The sequence below is a fragment of the Streptomyces acidiscabies genome (assembly GCF_020010905.1).
GTDB classification, from domain to species: domain Bacteria; phylum Actinomycetota; class Actinomycetes; order Streptomycetales; family Streptomycetaceae; genus Streptomyces; species Streptomyces acidiscabies.
In genome coordinates, this window is record NZ_JAGJBY010000001.1 from 5,555,930 (window position 1) to 5,569,181 (window position 13,252).

General features: G+C 68.4%; 17 protein-coding genes. 12 read left to right on the forward strand and 5 right to left on the reverse strand.

Features of this window, described 5'->3' with window-relative positions:
- Positions 1 to 612 precede the first annotated feature (612 nt).
- Complete coding sequence (locus tag J8M50_RS25335; RefSeq protein ID WP_141655670.1) at positions 613 to 1,059, forward strand: hypothetical protein; 447 nt, start codon at positions 613 to 615, stop codon at positions 1,057 to 1,059.
- Here the strand turns inward: J8M50_RS25335 and J8M50_RS25340 are convergent.
- Positions 1,037 to 1,465, reverse strand: coding sequence for a pilin (locus tag J8M50_RS25340; RefSeq protein WP_223786264.1), 429 nt, complete (start codon positions 1,463 to 1,465; stop codon positions 1,037 to 1,039). The genes J8M50_RS25335 and J8M50_RS25340 overlap by 23 nt on opposite strands.
- A complete protein-coding gene (locus tag J8M50_RS25345) occupies positions 1,465 to 2,403 on the reverse strand; it encodes a hypothetical protein (protein ID WP_010360600.1) in 939 nt (312 codons plus the stop codon). Before J8M50_RS25345 ends, J8M50_RS25340 begins: the two co-directional genes overlap by 1 nt.
- Before the next feature lie 913 nt (positions 2,404 to 3,316).
- Here J8M50_RS25345 and J8M50_RS25350 point away from each other — a divergent pair.
- The 10 genes from J8M50_RS25350 (at position 3,317) to istB (ending at position 9,636) form a co-directional block, all read left to right on the forward strand.
- Positions 3,317 to 3,982: a DUF2637 domain-containing protein gene (locus J8M50_RS25350; RefSeq protein ID WP_010360601.1), complete on the forward strand. Its 666-nt coding sequence runs from the start codon at positions 3,317 to 3,319 to the stop codon at positions 3,980 to 3,982.
- Positions 3,983 to 4,203: 221 nt separating this feature from the next.
- Entirely contained in the window at positions 4,204 to 5,241 is a 1,038-nt protein-coding gene (locus tag J8M50_RS25355) for a prenyltransferase/squalene oxidase repeat-containing protein (protein ID WP_141655671.1), read from the forward strand.
- A complete protein-coding gene (locus tag J8M50_RS25360) occupies positions 5,211 to 5,408 on the forward strand; it encodes a hypothetical protein (protein WP_162947435.1) in 198 nt (65 codons plus the stop codon). The genes J8M50_RS25355 and J8M50_RS25360 overlap by 31 nt, the downstream gene beginning before the upstream one ends.
- Before the next feature lie 329 nt (positions 5,409 to 5,737).
- A complete protein-coding gene (locus J8M50_RS25365) occupies positions 5,738 to 5,986 on the forward strand; it encodes a hypothetical protein (protein WP_029184690.1) in 249 nt (82 codons plus the stop codon).
- Positions 5,983 to 6,201, forward strand: coding sequence for a hypothetical protein (locus J8M50_RS25370; protein WP_010360602.1), 219 nt, complete (start codon positions 5,983 to 5,985; stop codon positions 6,199 to 6,201). The genes J8M50_RS25365 and J8M50_RS25370 overlap by 4 nt, the downstream gene beginning before the upstream one ends.
- Before the next feature lie 22 nt (positions 6,202 to 6,223).
- Positions 6,224 to 6,292: a helix-turn-helix domain-containing protein gene (locus J8M50_RS50530; protein WP_450707365.1), complete on the forward strand. Its 69-nt coding sequence runs from the start codon at positions 6,224 to 6,226 to the stop codon at positions 6,290 to 6,292.
- A gap of 3 nt (positions 6,293 to 6,295) precedes the next feature.
- Entirely contained in the window at positions 6,296 to 6,850 is a 555-nt protein-coding gene (locus tag J8M50_RS25375; protein ID WP_106435599.1) for an IS607 family transposase, read from the forward strand.
- A 275-nt stretch (positions 6,851 to 7,125) separates the two neighbouring features.
- Positions 7,126 to 7,716: a hypothetical protein gene (locus tag J8M50_RS50410; protein ID WP_010360604.1), complete on the forward strand. Its 591-nt coding sequence runs from the start codon at positions 7,126 to 7,128 to the stop codon at positions 7,714 to 7,716.
- A 128-nt stretch (positions 7,717 to 7,844) separates the two neighbouring features.
- Positions 7,845 to 8,834: a Mu transposase domain-containing protein gene (locus tag J8M50_RS50415; RefSeq protein ID WP_010360605.1), complete on the forward strand. Its 990-nt coding sequence runs from the start codon at positions 7,845 to 7,847 to the stop codon at positions 8,832 to 8,834.
- Between the two features lie 4 nt (positions 8,835 to 8,838).
- On the forward strand, positions 8,839 to 9,636 hold the full coding sequence (istB, locus tag J8M50_RS25385) for an IS21-like element helper ATPase IstB (RefSeq protein ID WP_010360606.1): 798 nt from the start codon (positions 8,839 to 8,841) through the stop codon (positions 9,634 to 9,636).
- Here the strand turns inward: istB and J8M50_RS25390 are convergent, their stop codons facing one another.
- Positions 9,637 to 10,926, reverse strand: coding sequence for an MFS transporter (locus tag J8M50_RS25390; RefSeq protein WP_029184692.1), 1,290 nt, complete (start codon positions 10,924 to 10,926; stop codon positions 9,637 to 9,639).
- A 156-nt stretch (positions 10,927 to 11,082) separates the two neighbouring features.
- On the opposite strand from J8M50_RS25390, the gene J8M50_RS25395 reads away from it, so the two are divergent.
- Positions 11,083 to 11,909, forward strand: a protein-coding gene (locus tag J8M50_RS25395) for an IS5 family transposase (protein ID WP_370516800.1) whose coding sequence is annotated in 2 segments (ribosomal slippage) — positions 11,083 to 11,439 and positions 11,442 to 11,909 — 825 coding nt in all. Because the reading frame shifts where the segments join, the coding sequence is not laid out codon by codon here.
- A gap of 8 nt (positions 11,910 to 11,917) precedes the next feature.
- On the opposite strand, the gene J8M50_RS25400 is transcribed toward J8M50_RS25395, so the two are convergent.
- Positions 11,918 to 12,289: a DUF1330 domain-containing protein gene (locus tag J8M50_RS25400; RefSeq protein WP_010361093.1), complete on the reverse strand. Its 372-nt coding sequence runs from the start codon at positions 12,287 to 12,289 to the stop codon at positions 11,918 to 11,920.
- A gap of 60 nt (positions 12,290 to 12,349) precedes the next feature.
- Positions 12,350 to 13,051 carry an SDR family oxidoreductase gene (locus J8M50_RS25405; RefSeq protein ID WP_029184759.1) on the reverse strand — a complete coding sequence of 234 codons (702 nt, stop codon included), beginning with the start codon at positions 13,049 to 13,051 and terminating at the stop codon, positions 12,350 to 12,352.
- Between the last annotated feature and the right edge of the window lie 201 nt (positions 13,052 to 13,252).

A 13,252-nucleotide genomic window follows, 5' to 3' on the forward strand; every position in this document is an offset into this window, starting at 1 on the left:
AAAGTCTCAGACGAACGAGTTTCGTACAATGTGATATACTGGAACTACTCCGCCGTGTTAATGCATTTCGATGCAATTTCCTTGAAGGGGCTCATGGAGTCGCGCGCTCTGTATGAATTCCTGCCGGGGGATCGGACGGTTCTCTGGGGTTCTGATGCGGCTTCCTTTCTCGGTGCCCATCTCGATTCCCGTCTCGGTACTCATTAGACAGGAAACCCCTGGAGTCGCCTTTGTTGCAGACCGGACGGCTTTTAACCCCTGCCGATGCTCCACGCAACTAAGTACCCAGAGGGGTCCCTGAGGAGACGCACGGTGGGGCGGGCGGGTGCGTCGCCGGTCGGCGGAATTTCGCGCATGAAATGAATTGTTTCTAATTTTCCCGTTCATCCCTCTCTCGATTCAACCTCCTATTATTTTTCTAGGTGCACCCGGTTCGCCTCTACTTTGGATCGGTGATTCTTTCTTTCGATGGGGTGTGGAATTGAAGATGATCGTCATTTGAGGTGCCTTGAATTCTTCCAGGTGAAACGCGCTGACTGTCCGATTCGGGTTCCATTGCGCTGGAATGGCGAGATAATTGATGGCTGGTCCGGTAGGGGGTTGAGTGCGGACTTGACGATCGTTTTGAAGAAGCCGGTGATCGCGCTGTTGATGCCCTTGGCGATCCACCCGGAGATTCCGCCGCCTCCGCCCGTGTCGGGGACTGCGGCCGGGGGCATCGCGCTGGTGGTCGGCACGGGGGAGGGGGACGTACTGGGCTGCGGTATGCAGTCCGCCGCCGGGCACGACGAGGCCGTACCGGACGGCGTCGGTATCGGGCTGGGGGTGGCGGAGGTGGTGGGTTCGGGTGCTGGGGCGGGGCTCGGGCTCGGGTCGGCGACGGCGGTGAACACCGAGGCGCACACCGCCAGGACCACGAACCCGAGGACCAGGGCCCGGCGCAGACGCCGCCGTCCACGACGGCTCGGCGAAGCCGCCGGGGGATGGTCGCCAAGTGCCGATGTGGGACGGGGCGGTTGGGCGGACGGGGTGTCCATCAGGCGCCCACGATCCCTTTGAGGATCTCGACGATCAGCGGTGCGAGTACGACGATGCCGTATCCCCAGCCGGCGCCTCGGAAGGCGGTTTTGGCCTTCTCGACCTCGCCCGGGTCGCCGCCGGCCGTCATGTAGCGCAGGCCGCCGATCGACAGGAACACGGTGGCCAGCGTGGCCGCGATACCCATGATCCAGTTGCGGATGTTGGTGAGGACCTCGTTCACGGACGCTGCCGCTCCCAGGGTCTGTCCGGGCCCGGCCGCTGACGCGGACGAGGCTCCCAGAAGGCACACCAGCAGCAGTACGGTCCCCGTGGTCACCAGCCAGCAGAGGGTCCAGTGCCGGTCCAGGACGAGAGCCCGGTTGAGTGCGGCGTGGCCTTGGGCAGCGGCGTGGCGGAGGCGGCGGAGAAGGGTTGCCTGTCGCATCAGTTCGCCTCCGGAGCCGAAGAGGAAGGGGAAGGGGGTGTGGAACCCCCGCACTTCAAAAGGCCGGATTCCGGGCCGGTTTTGGCCATGCCCGGCGCAGATTTCTCTGCGCGTTCCGTGCGGCGGTCTCCCGGCGGGACCGTACGGGGCAGAGGCAGAGCATCCATCGCGGTGCGGGCGGCGGGGTTCTCGTCGGGTCCGCTGCGGGCCTCGTCGTGGAGGAAGGCGGCGAGCCGGGCTTCCGCGCGGCGGCGGGTCTTGTAGGCGGCGTTCGGGGTGGTGCGGTGGCGGTCCGCCCAGTCGGTGACGGTCGTGTCGTCGAGCCGGGTGGTCCCGATGAGGTCGGCCTCGGTCCGGGTGAGGACCGCTTCGCGGACCGCCCGTGCGAGGACGAGGTCGGGGTGGCCCCAGGGGGGTCGGGGTGCGGACGGCCCGAACCCCGGTGCGACCGGGGTGGGGGCGGCCAGGGCTTTGGTGAGGGCGGCATGTCCCTGCCGGTAGGCGGCCCACCGCAGTCGCGGCAGGACCCGGGGGCGGACCACGTCGACGGAGGTGAGTCCGTCCAGGAACCCGGAGAGGACTTCGGCCTGGATGTCGGACGGCTCCCCGGGGAAGCGATCCGCGAGGCGCCGTGCGACTCCCGCGAGGGCGGGCAGTGCCATGCCGGCGCAGGCCAGGACCCAGGCGGCGCCGTCGCGCCGGGAGCGGCGTACGAGGTGCGTCCACACGGCGTCGCGGGTGAGGCGGGGGCAGGCGGGGTGGAGGAGTAGTCCGCGCAGCTCGTCGAGAGGAACGGGTCGGTGCGGCAGGCCGTGGAAGCGGTGTCCGTCCACGGTCAGCGGGTCGGGTTCGGTGACCAGCAGGGCGAAGCGTTCCCGGACGGTGTCCAGCGGCAGAACGGGGGTGGTGCGACGGTGTTCGTGACGGGAGGAAACCATGATCCGGCGCCTCCTCAGGTAGGGGAAAGGGGACGCCCCTACAGGACCGGACCGGCGCCAAGGAAACGCCAAACAGCGCCAATTGCCGTCGCACGACAGCAGGGGCCTCCCGCTGAAAGGACTGCTGAAAGAGGCGAGGTCAGACCCGGTCCGGGGAGTGTGAGCCGGCTCCCGCGCGGGGGCGGCCGGTCCGGGTTTCAGCCGTGATGCAGGTGTTCTTTCACCGGCCCTGCCGCACGGAGATCCGGAGGTTCTCCGGCGGGGCGTGGCTAAAACGGGGTTAAATCGCGGTCTTTTGGGGTGCAGGCGACGTGTGGGCGCCTGCACCGAGGAGACCGCGAATGCGCACCCGCCACCGCACAAGGACCAGCCCCCGCGAGGACCGTCAGGACCGGAAGCCGACCACCCTCGCCCCGGTGGCCGTCGGCCCCCGGTCCGCAAGCGGACTCGGTGGCCCGACGGGAGCCGGGCATTGGTCGGCCCTCCGACTCCCGGGCGCTGGGGGAGTTGCTCCACCGACTCGTTGCCGCAGGAACCGGCCCGAGCAGTCCGCATCCGGACCACATCACGGCATCCCCCGTCGCCCGTGCGACTACGGCCCCCGCGCGGGCGAGACCCGGGAAAGGCTCCGCGAGTCCGCCGAGGACACCGGACGGACTCCCACGACCGACGACCGGCCGCACTGCCCTCACCACCGACACACTCGGACCCCACACCTCCCCGGCCCCGCCACGGCGGAGCCGAAAAGCGGTGCGACACCTCGTGCCGCAGAGGCACCTAGGCGCGAGCGCCCGCCGAGGACCAGTGCATCGAAGCGGGTGGGCACGCGCGACGAGAAGCCGTTGCACCGGCAGACCGTTCCGGACCGCCCAGACACACGAACACCCGGAACACCGCGAGAGACCCGGAACTGATGCCGGGAAACGAGGACACCCCCAGACTCTCCGGCCGGCGCGCCCACGATCTCGACACCTGGGTGCGCCCGTTGTGCGCGTTCACTGTCGCCGCAGTCGCCGCTTACGCCTCCTACATCCACCAACGCGACTTCGCCCTCCAGGGCGGCGCGGACACGGTCAGTGCCGCTCTGTGGCCCCTCTCCGTGGACGGACTCCTCCTCCTGTCCACCGCCGGCCTCCTCAAGCACCCCGGGGAACTCTCGCGCCGCGCCCGCTGGTCGGTCCGCTCCTCCTTCCTCCTCGGGATCGCGGTCTCCCTGGCCGCGAACGTCGCCGCCGCCCCCACCGCACAGTGGAAACCGGTCCTCGTCGCCGGTTGGCCCCCGATCGCGCTGCTGCTCTCGGTCGAACTCCTCATCCACCGTCCCGAACCCCAGAACCCCGGCCCCGCGCCGCAGGGCCACAGCACCGCCGAAGGAACCGACCTCCTGCAACGAGCCAGAAACATCGACGCCCGGCACCGGGAGCGCCATCAACGCCCCGCCTCCGCGGAGACACTCCGCAAGCAGCTCCACATCGGCGCCGCCCGCTCCAGGGAACTGGCAGCCGCAGTCAGAGAACACCGGCAGCGGGCGGGTCGTACGGGGAAACGGGTGAATAAAAGCGGCCCGAGTGACAACTGAAGAGGCAGACGATCTGCCGCAGCCGCGAACAGGCCCCACCCGGCAGGGTGATCAGGTTCGGGCGGCTGTCCGCACGGGTTCGTCGACTTGAGGCCACTTCCGTACAACCCGGCGCTACAGGCTGCCGTGCGCGCTTTGCTCTTTGTCGTTGGCGTGGTCCGGCCGGCCGGTGAGCAGGTGACGCGGGAACGCCGGGCGAGTCAGAAGACGAGGAGCTGACAGTGGCAGTGAACGCGATCGAGACGGCCGGGCCGGGCGCGGACAGCGGGGGACAACCCGGCCTGGCGGCGGCTCGGGATCAGGTGCGGCAGAACCTGAGCGCATCCGTCGGCGAGGACGGCGCGGTGCGCAGTCCGTGCGCCAGCCGGACGCTGGAGACGGCGCTGCTGCTCGTGCTGCTGCGCCGGCGCGGCGGACACCGGGCCCGGGAGGAGGAACTCGCCGCGTTCCTGGCCACCCCGGGCGCCCAGGCCGGCGGGTTCGACACGGCGCTGGCACTGGCGGTCCTGCACGGCCGGAGTATCGGCACCGATGTGGTCGGCGGGGAACTCCTGGCCGGGTTCGACCACTTCTCTCTCACCCGCAAGCGGCTGCTGTTCGACGTCCACCTGGCAGTGACGGGCGCCGTCCCGTTCGAAGAATCGATACTGCGCCCGGTGCGGACGAAGAGCCGGAGCGGGGACAACACGGTCACCTGGATCGAGATGATCATGTTGAGCGTGCGGGTCCTGGTCGCCCATGGCCTCGGCATGGCCGCGCAGATCACCGACCGGGAGCGGGAGCGGCTGCTGGAACTGCTCGGTTCCAGCCGGGCGCCGGTGTGGGAGAATTACACCGCGGCGCACCTGCTCGCGCTGCTGGCCGTCCAGGAGTTCGCCCCCGCCCACCCGCTGCTCGAAGCCGGTGTCGGCGCGGTGCCGGCGTGCCGCAACAGCGACGGTGGAGTGCCGCCGATGCCGAACCTGGACGTGTTCAGCACCGGCCCGGCAGCCCTCGCGGGCGTGGAACCCGCGCTGCTGCACCGTATGTGCGACTACCTGACCGGACAGCAGATGCCCGACGGCGGGTGGGCGTTCGGCGAGTCCATGCGGCACAGCGACGTGGACGCCAGCTCCTACGCCGCCGCGTGCCTGGCCGCCGTGGACCCCGAGCGGTACCGGGAGGCCCTGCTGCGGGCCGGCCGGTACTTCCGGGCATCGTGGGCGCCGACGGCGGGTTCCCCACCTACGTGCCCGGTGACCCGTCGGAGGCCGGCATGACCGCCGACGCGGTCAGCGCCCTCGCCTGGAACGGAACCGGCCACGGCGACCTGCTGGACGGCGCGGCCCGCTGGCTGCTGGACACCCAGCACGAGGACGGCACGTACGAGCGCAGCTGGAGCGTCTCTGATTGGCTTAGTGATCCCTGGTGTTGCTCAGGGATGTGAGCCGATCGCCTGCGTGCCCTGGTTCTGGACGGCGGAACCGTCAGCCCTCGTGGCACGTCCCTCCGGACGCTGATCGGTGAGGTCTTGCGACCTCACCGAGGAGGGTGCCCGACGTCGCCTGGGCGCCGAGCGTGTAAATAACACACTGCCATAGGATCACTACGATTCGCTAATCCAATCAGTGAGCCTGAGCGAGGCGAACACCATCTGGCGGGCGACATGGGCGCTGCACTCGATGCCCGAGGCGACCCGCACCGCGCTCAAGGACCGCATCGCCCGTGCGGACGACGCCTCCTGGCGGTTCCTCACCCGGGCGCAGAACGAGGACGGTGGCTGGGGCTACCGCCAGCACGTGCTACTCCCTGCTCGCCCTGTCGGCCATGGGCCGCCGCGCGGACGACGACGCGGTGCTGCACGCAGGCGTAGCCCACCTGCTGTCCCGCCAGGCTCCCGACGGCACGTTCACCGCACTGCCCGACCAGGTCGCCCCGCGCCCCCTGCTGTTCGACGCCCCGGTGTTCACCGACATCTGGGTCCTGCTCGCCCTGACAGCCTGCTCCAGCGACGCGGCCCGGTGAACACGCCCCGGGCGGACGCCGCCCCCGCGCCGCTGCCGGTCGACCGGCCCACCCCGCTCGACCTGCCGACCGACCTCCAGCGGCTGCGCACCGACCTGCCCGTGGCACCGCCGGCCTTCCCCGACGGACCCCCGGGCTGGCTGATCACCCGCTACGACGACGTCCGCAGCGCGCTCGCCGACCCCAGGCTCACCAACTTCTTTAGTTATCCCTAGTGTTGTATATATAGTTGCGCGCATGGAGTTGCTGCGCATGTCCAAGGCTGCGAAGCGTCTCGGGATACACCCGATGACGCTTCGCCAGTGAGCGTTGGACGGAAAAATCCCGTTCGCGTGGGTTGGTCGTGAGCGCCGGTTCTCCTCGGTGGACGTGGAGAACATGAAGCGCGGCAGCGATTCCTCAACTTCCCGTCCTCGCCTGGAGTTGCTCTATGTGCGCGTCTCGGGCTCGTCCGGGCAGGAGTCCTCTTTGGAGGCTCAGGAGACTGAACTGCGGGCCACCTCTATGGGTGAGATCGTCAAGGTCGTGAAGGATCGTGACTCGGGTCTGAAGGAGAACCGGCCGGGTCTGAACCGGGTGCTGGCGATGGTGTCGGACGGCTCGGTGACTGTCGTGCGTGTGACGCATGAGGATCGACTGGCCCGCTTCGGTATCGGCTGGCTCAAGCGGCTGTTCACCGTGCACGGCGTCACCGTGGAAGTGCTGCACCCGAAGAAGCTCGGCGGCCGGGATGAACTCCTCGAAGACTTCGTCTCCCTCGTGACAACGTTCGCCGGGCGCCTGTACGGGATGCGTAGTACGGAGAGCCGCAAGCGACTGCTGGCCGAGTCCGGCCAGTGCGGCGACCAGGACCGTGCCGCATGAGCCGGAAGCTGCTTCTCGCTGACGGTGAGACCTCCCGCACCGCGTGCGCCCGCGCCCTCATCCGCACGGGCGTGGACGAGAAGACCAGCGAACTCCTCACCGCTGCCGCTCTGGTGGAGCGTGTGGGCTGGTTGGTTTTGTACGTGGGAGCTGACACCGCTTGTCGCTCAGAGCGGGGAACGCCCGGATTTCCCGGAGAGCAGTGTTGCTGAGTTCTGGCAACACCCGGGGCCTTGCGGTGGGAGCCTGGGGGTGCTCTGCGGGATGAGGGTGCGATGGCGCCACCGAAGTCCAAGGTCGATCTGTACGCGGCGATCCGACGTGATGCCCGGGCGGGGATGTCCCACCGGGCTTTGATGCGCGAGCACGGTGTCGGATTCCGCACGGTCAAAGCGGCGTTGGAGTCGGTGTGGCCGGAGCCCAGGAAGAGACCGCGGCCCCGGGGAACACGGCTGGATGCGTACAAGCCGTTGATCGACCAGATGCTGCGGGTTGACCTGGACGCCCCGCGCAAGCAGCGGCACACCGTCAAGCGGATCTTCGACCGGCTGGTCGACGAGCACGCGGCGCAGGGGGTGACCTATCCGATAGTCCGGGCCTATGTCGCCGAGCGGCGCCAGCAGATCAAGGTCGAGTCGGGCCGCGGACCGGTGAACGCGTTCATTCCGCAGACCCACCGGCCCGGAGCGGAGGCGGAGGTCGACTTCGGGGACGTGAAGGTGCGCCTGGCCGGCGAGCTGGTCACCTTCACCTTCCGGACGGAGGCCGTCTCCGAGCCCCTCTTGGAGAGTGCTGGCCACTGGATGAGCAGCCACGAGTGCACACCCCCAGCAACCGACGCTCCAGATGACGGCTTGGGCGCGTGATCGAACCCGGCCTGACCGATCGAGTAATGGAGTGCAACGTTCCCGGAGCTTGACAACGAGACCCGCATATTAGAGGCGTCCCGACGGGCAAGGTCCGCTACGACAACCTCAAGGCCGCGGTCGCCCGGGTGCTGGGCTCGCGGGCGAGGGCGGAGAACGAGCGGTGGACCGCGTTCCGCTCGCACTACGCCATCGAGGCCGCGTACTGCCTGCCCGGCATCGAGGGCGCCCACGAGAAAGGCGGGGTTGAGGGGCAGATCGGCTGGTTCCGCAGAAATCACCTGGTCCCCGTCCCGGAAGTCGCCTCCCTGGCCGAGCTGAACGCGATGATCGAGCAGTGGGACGCGGCCGACGAACGGCGCCGGATCGGCTCCCGGCCACGGCCGGTGGGTGAGTACTTTGCTGTCGAACGACCGTTGCTGCACCCGTTGCCGGGCGAACCGTTCGAGACCGGGCGGCTGTTCAGTCTGCGGGTGGACCGCTTCAGCCAGGTCAGTGTCCGCACCAACCGCTACTCGGTGCCGGTGCGGCTGATCGGCCGCACGGTGCGGGTCATGCTGCACGCCTCCGAACTGGTTGTCTACGACGGGCAGAAGGAAGTCGCCCGGCATGAGCGCCTCATCGCCAAAGGTCAGGCCCGCCTCGTGCTGGACCACTACCTGGAGGCCCTGGTCAAGAAGCCCGGCGCCTTCCCTGGCGCGACCGCCCTGGAACAGGCGAAGTCCGCGGGCAAGTTCACCCCGGTTCATGACGCCTGGTGGGCTGCGGCCTGCAAGGCCCACGGGGACCGGGACGGCACCCGGGCTCTGATCGAGGTCCTGCTGCTGGGCCGCCACCTCACCCACGAGCACCTGGTCGCCGGCCTCGCCACCGCCCTGCGCGTCGGCGCGTTGACCGCGGACGCGGTCGCGCTGGAGGCGAGGAAGGCAGCCGAGGCCGACGACGTGGACGAGCCGCCCGTCCCCGCCCAGTCGGGCCGGGCGACGGTGACGTTTCTGACCCAGCGGCGGCTTGCCCACCTGCCGCCCGACACCCGGCCGCCGCCCTCGGTTGCGGCCTACGACCAGCTGCTGAAAGCCAGGCAGCCGGCCGACCGCTCCGCGATCCAGGGAGAGTGACGCCGTGACGTTCCAACGCCACCGCGGGCTGACCGAACAGGCCGCCGACGCCGCCGTCGACCAGGCATGCCGCATGCTGCGGCTGCCGACCATCCGGGCCCAGTTCCCCGACCTGGCCGAAGCCGCCGCCCGCGACCAGATGTCGTATCGCGGGTTTCTGGCCGAGCTGCTGATGGCCGAGTGCGACGACCGGGCCCGTCGGCGCTCGGAGCGGCGGATCAAAGCTGCTGCTTTCCCGAGGGAGAAATCCCTGCGGGGCTTCGATTTCGAGGCCAACCCCCTCGTCGATCCGGCCGTGATCCACACCCTGGCCACCTGTGACTGGGTCAAGAAGGGCCTGCCGCTCTGTCTGATCGGCGACTCCGGCACCGGCAAGTCCCACCTGTTGATCGCCCTGGGCACCGAGGCCGCCATGGCCGGCTACCGGGTCCGATACACACTCGCCACCAAGCTGGTCAACGAGCTGGTCGAGGCCGCGGACGAGAAGGTGCTGACGAAGACCATCGCCCGCTACGGCCGCGTCGACCTCCTCGCGATCGACGAGCTCGGCTACATGGAACTGGACCGCCGCGGCGCGGAGTTGCTGTTCCAGGTTCTGACCGAGCGGGAGGAGAAGAACAGCGTCGCCATCGCCTCCAACGAGTCGTTCGGCGGGTGGACGAAAACCTTCACCGACCCGCGGCTCTGCGCGGCCATCGTCGACCGGCTCACCTTCGGCGGGAACATCATCGAAACCGGCAGCGACTCCTACCGACTCGCCAGCACCAGAGCCGCCCAGGCCCAAAATGCCACCGCGAGCTGATCAGTCCTTGCCCTCCCCGGCCGCCGCTTCTGCACCGTGCTGTGTCAGGTCAGCTGTCGAGGGATCGAGTTCGTCGGCAGTACGGGCCCCCCGGGTGGGAGAAACCGCCAGCGCGACTGCCTGGACGACTGCTCCGGACAGCCCGACCCACAGGGCGAAGCGATAGCTGACCTGGTCAGCGAGCACTCCGCCAAGTGGCGCCCCCACCGCTACCATTCCCCAGTTCAGCGAGCGGATCGTCGCGTTCATCCGCCCGCGCAGCCGGTCGGGCGTCACCGCCTGGCGGTAGCTCATCTCCACCGGGCTCTCGATGCCGATGGCCAGGGACACGAGGAAGAAGGCGAGCGACACGGAGGCAAGCGCCCACGGTCCACGCACGGCAAGGACCAAAGGCAGCCAGCCGACGGCGGCGAGCAGGCGGAAGGCGATCAGAGTGGCGCCGACGTCCAGTCTTCTGGCCACGCGCCCGGAGAGCGCACCGCCGAGGAGCATCCCGGCGCTCGCGCAGGCGTAGGTGACCCCCAGACCGAATGCCCCGATCTTCAGGCCATGCAGGGCGAAGACCACGAAGACCGTGCTCACCATGCTGTTGAAAAGGAGCATCGCGTGCGAGGTCAGGGCGATGGATGCCAGCGTGCGATGCCGGTAGACCCATGCCACGCCCTCCCGCAGTTCGCTGCCCAGACTGCGCCGTGCACCTCGATCGGGGACGGGGTCGGGCGCCTTCACCGAAGCAAGGAGCAGGCCGGATATCAGATAGGTGAGGGCGTCCACCAGCACGGCAAGCGGCGCTCCCATGATTTTGATCAGTACCCCGGCGATCAGCGGGCCGGATGAGCCGGCCACCGCGTCGGCCTGTTGCACACGGGCGTATCCCGCGTTAAGCAGCTCTTTTGGTACCAACTGCGGCACATACGACTGGTTCGCCGCCTCGAACAGCAACGACAGCACCCCGAACGCGAAGACGAACATGCACAGCGCGGGGATGCTGAGCCGATCCAGCGCATACAGCACCGGTATCGCACCGAGCAGGACTGCCCTTCCGAGATCCGTGGAGACCATCATCGGCTTGCGCCGCCAGCGGTCCACCAAGACCCCGGCTATGAGTCCGAAGAGCATATACGGAACCCAGCGGGCGGCGTTGACGATGCCAACCTCGGTGGCAGAAGCGCTCAGCGTCACAGCGGTAAGGATCTGCAAGGCCAGCCCCGTGACCTGCGAGCCGAAGGCAGACACAGCCGAGGCGGTCCAGAAACGTACGTACCCAGGAACATCCACCAGGCGCGGCATGACCGGACCGTACCAGTGAAGATCACCGACAGACGATGTCGAAACAGGTCACCCAACGACGGCAGGATGCGCCAGTGTTGTCGGTTCTCATCGACATTTCCGAGCGATCTGATCGTTAAGAGGTTGTCTCATGTGGCGTGATGTTCGTGCGGCATGATGTCGGTCGTGACTGCCGATCTGTCGAAGCGGCTGGTTCCTGATGAACTCTGGGAGCTGGTCGCCCCGTTGCTGCCGTCGTTCGTCGCTCGACCGCAGGGAGGCGGGACCGCTCCGCGTGATGAGCGGGCCGTGTTCACGGCGGTGGTGTACGTACTGACCAGCGGGTGTGCCTGGCGGCACCTGCCGCCGACGTTCGGTACGTCCCCGGCGACAGCGCACCGCCGGTTCACGGCCTGGACCGAAGCCGGCCTGTGGCGCCGGCTGCACCGGGCCGTGCTCGACCGACTCGGCGCCAGGGGTGAGCTGGACTGGACCTCGGCGATCATCGACGCGGCCTCCGTCCGTGCGAAAAGGGGGGATCACTGACCGGGCCGAACCCGGTCGACCGCGGCAAGAAGGGCAGCAAACTGCACGTCCTGTCCGACGCCCAGGGCATCCCGCTCGCCCTCGCGGTGTCCGGCGCGAACCTCCACGACAGCCAGGCGTTCAAGCCGCTGATCCGGGCGATACCCGCCGTCCGCTCGCGGCGCGGACCACGAAGACGACGTCCCGTCAAGATCCGCGCGGACAAGGCGTACTTCTCCGCCGACCACCTGGCCTGGCTCCGTGAACGGGGCCTGGTCCCGCGCATCGCACGTCCGGGCATCGAGTCCGGCGAGCGACTCGGCCGGCACCGCTGGAAGATCGAACGGTCCATCGCCTGGCTGCTCGGCTACCGCCGCCTCACCGTGCGATACGAGCGGAAGGGATCGCACTTCCTCGCCTTCCTCGGCCTCGCAGCCGCCCTGACCTGCTACAAGAAGCTCGCGAAACTCACCACGTGAGACAACCTCTAAGGCTTGAGCACCGCCAGCACATCGTCGAGCGAAACGTCGGTAGGGTCACTCATATCGGAACCATCGAACGTCTGCCAGATATAGGACGCCGTCCCGCTCTCCCGCAGCGGATGCAGGTCGGCCAATTCCGGATCGTCCCGGAACCTGTTGAACGCCTCTTCGGACTCCCATTCCACGAGGAACAGCACCTGCCGTGGCGCGAGGTCACCCGCTACGTTGTCCCGGAAGCGACCAAACGCCACCCTTCGACCGCCGTACCGCGGAGCCGCTTCCGGCAAGCGGCTGAAATACGCAAGGTATTTCTCCAGGTCGACCACGTCAAACATATTCAGGGCGTAAAACTTCTTCTGCTCTGAATTCACACTCATTACTAATACCCTCTCCGGTGAGTTGTGGTTGGTGGTGGGGGCCCCGCCGGGGAACCCGGTCTACTTGGCGAGCTGGGGGTACAGCCCTGCCAGGTCGCCGGCCAGGCCCGCCTTGATCTGCCGCGAGATGTCGTCGGCGAGCACCTCGTACGCGCCCGTCTCGACGCCGTCGAGGGCGAGGGAGGCGACGTCACGCGGATCGGACTTGGGCGCCTCGACGCCGACCGTGAGGTCCGTGTCGACGTACCCCACATGCAGTCCGGTGACCGCGATGCCGCGCGGTTGCAGCTCCAGGCGCAGGGAGTTGGTCTGCGACCACAGGGCGGCTTTGGAGGCGCTGTAGGAGCCGCCGAGCGCGATCCAGGAGAGCACGGAGTGCACGTTGAGGATGTGGCCGCCGCCGTTGCGCTCGATGACCGGCACGAAGGCGCGGGTGAGAAGCAGCGGGCCGTAGAAGTTGGTCTCGAACTCCCGGCGTACATCGTCGAGCGGGGTGTCGAGGAAGGTCCCGCCGACCGAGGCGCCGGCGTTGTTGATCAGCACGGTCACGTCCTGCGCCTGCGCGGCTGCGGCCGCCACGGAGGCTGAGTCGGTGACCTCCAGCGCCACCGGGACCGCCTCGGGGTGCGTCACACTGCGCGGGTCGCGGGCCGTGGCGTAGACCTTGCCGGCACCGCGCACATACAGCTCTTCCACGAGCGCCTTGCCTATGCCGCGGCTGCCGCCGGTGACGAAGACGTTCGCGCCCTTCAAAACAGTCATGACTCTCCCCGGAGAACGCGAAACCGATCAGTTTCCAGAAGAGTAAACCGATCGGTTTTCTGGCGCAAGTTCAAGCGTCAATCCGAACCCCGCCGCATCGGCGGGTGCGCTCGGGCGGCCGGGGCACGCGAGACGGCCCCGAGAGTGCCGGGAAAGGACGCACGTTCCGGCAGCACCGCCGCGACGAGGGCCCAGGGCACT